We start from the raw sequence: 2,242 nt of genomic DNA on the forward strand, positions 1-2,242 counted from the left end.
TAATCGGAATTGATGATTTTGTTGGTGGAAACGCTGATTTTGTAAAAGCAGTTGAAAATCTAAAAGAAACTGAAACCAATATTGTTTTATCACATCGTCCAGAACACAGAGACATAATCACAAAACAAAAAGGAAATTTAAATATTGATTTAGTCCTTTCTGGTCATACTCACGGCGGACAAATTACATTTTTAGGAATTGTTCCTTTCAAACCTCAAGGAAGTGGACAATATTTAAAAGGTTGGTATAAAGAATCTGAGCCTAAAATGTATATTTCAAAAGGAATAGGAACAAGTATTTTACCAATCCGCTTTGGGGCTAGGGCCGAAATGGTTGAAATGGAAATATAAAAACTATGGGTAACAGCCATTTTGAGCTAGCTGGAGTTTAGTGGAATTATCGTTTCGCATCAAGTTTTCGTTAAGCCGAAAACTGAAAGGTTACGAACTTCCAGCCATCTCAAAGTGGCAAAACGTTGCCACCAATTATGAAAAAAATCCTGCAAATAACAATATTTCTATTCTCAATCGGAGTCTTCGCTTGCGATTGCGATGAACCGAAAATAACGGAAAAATTTATTGAGTCGGAATTTGTTGCTAACATAACAATTCTAAAAATCTATCCGAATCAAAAAAATGAACAAGGATATAAAGCAGATATAAAGATTAATGAATTGTATAAAGGCGAACAACTGAAATCAATTTATGTTTATGGCAGAAGTGATAATGGAATTGGAAGTTCTTGCGACATTTATATTCCAACAAATACAAAGTTAGTTGCTTATGCAAGAAAAAATAAAGACGGAAATTTTGGAATTGGAATGTGTTCTGGTTTGCTATATTTAAATAAAAGCAATCAGAAAAGGCAAAAACGAGAATTGGAAATACTAAAAGCTTTCAAGGAAAATAATATTAATTCGACTGAGAAAATAACTTATAGAGAAAAATCAAAACTTCGTGAGGATTTAAAACAATTTAAAGGAATTGAACTTGACAAAAATTTTGGAATTTATGAAATAACTTTCGCTTCTGATTTGACAATTAAAAGTGTGACTGAAATAAGTGGATTTAAAAACCCAATAGACCAAAAACTGATAGAAATAATCAAGAAATCCGAATGGTCAAGTAATGACAAAGGAATTAATGACAAAGTACCTGAAAATAGTAAATTAATAATCGGAATATATTTCTATCCAGAAGAAAAAGGAAATCCGAGTTTTTTAAGTAAATACTATTGAAAAAATAACTGGTGGCAACACCGTGTATAATTAATTGCTTGGTTCTCGCCTACTTACGAAAATCCTCGCAGATTTTCTATTCGTTTTTTATTTACTAAATTCCGTGCTTAAAACACGCAACTAATCATACACAATCACGTTGTGCGTCATTTAACCGAAAAACCGAATGAGAATAATACTTAACATAATAATTTTAATTCTGTTTTTGAATTGTAGCGGAATTTCAACACCAGAAAAACAGGATTTTGGAAAAGCCAAAATTAGCGCTGAAATGTTTAGCCAATATTCTGAATTTGAAAACTTATTTGTTTGTAAAGACAGTATTGAAGATTTTGATAATGGATATTCAAAAATTGAATTGAATAATGAAAATTTAAAAATACTAAACTCAAAAAATAATGGTTATGAATCAACTATAATTGAAATTGAAATTGATAAAAACTTAAAAATTGAGAATATTAAATACTCGTATAACGATGATGTGGAAGATGGTTCAAAAACAGAATATGAAGTAATTGACGCAAAAATTAATATCAACAAAAATCCATTTGAACAAAATTCAAAACAAATTTCTTCTTTCTATTTATTGAAAATTAGAGAAACAAATATTCCGAGTGAATTTTGGAAATTCAGAAAAGAAACTGAATACTATTTTAAAGGGGTAATTGAATGTAAATAAATAAACGAACGCACAACAGCGGTTTGCATAAATGGCGAAATATGTGGTAAATTCACGTTTATCTTTCGCAAGAAATTTTATCATAGCCGAAAAATCTCGGTTACGAAGTTCGCCACTTCTGCAAGCCGCGAAACGTCAGGCTGTGAATTTACCCCACTTTTGCTCAAATTAACGCAATAACTCCTTTTCTATTCGCACAAAATTCGCTTGTAAGCGAGGCGGTTTTGGGAGATAGAAATAAATGTTTACTAATTTTGAACTCGCATAAGAGCTTAAAAAAGGTCACTTTAATCAAGGCATACCCTTTTGGTGGGTATTTTGCATTC

Annotated in this window: 2 protein-coding genes and 1 pseudogene; all 3 read left to right on the forward strand. The window is 30.9% G+C overall.

Annotated features, from left to right (window positions below):
* Nucleotides 1–350, forward strand: a pseudogene (locus RCH18_RS16010) (metallophosphoesterase); the annotation flags it as partial.
* A 137-nt stretch (nucleotides 351–487) separates the two neighbouring features.
* Nucleotides 488–1,237 (forward strand): hypothetical protein, encoded by a 750-nt coding sequence (locus tag RCH18_RS16015; protein ID WP_326937778.1) that lies wholly within the window; start codon nucleotides 488–490, stop codon nucleotides 1,235–1,237.
* A gap of 166 nt (nucleotides 1,238–1,403) precedes the next feature.
* Nucleotides 1,404–1,916 carry a hypothetical protein gene (locus RCH18_RS16020; protein WP_326937779.1) on the forward strand — a complete coding sequence of 171 codons (513 nt, stop codon included), beginning with the start codon at nucleotides 1,404–1,406 and terminating at the stop codon, nucleotides 1,914–1,916.
* Nucleotides 1,917–2,242 lie beyond the last annotated feature (326 nt).

The organism is Flavobacterium sp. PL11 (genome assembly GCF_035985025.1).
Classification (GTDB): domain Bacteria; phylum Bacteroidota; class Bacteroidia; order Flavobacteriales; family Flavobacteriaceae; genus Flavobacterium.

What these genes read in the sequence shown, in the direction of transcription:
- RCH18_RS16015 (WP_326937778.1), top strand. Translation starts at nt 488, where the DNA reads ATGAAAAAAATCCTGCAAATAACAATATTTCTATTCTCAATCGGAGTC.
- RCH18_RS16020 (WP_326937779.1), top strand. Translation starts at nt 1,404, where the DNA reads ATGAGAATAATACTTAACATAATAATTTTAATTCTGTTTTTGAATTGT.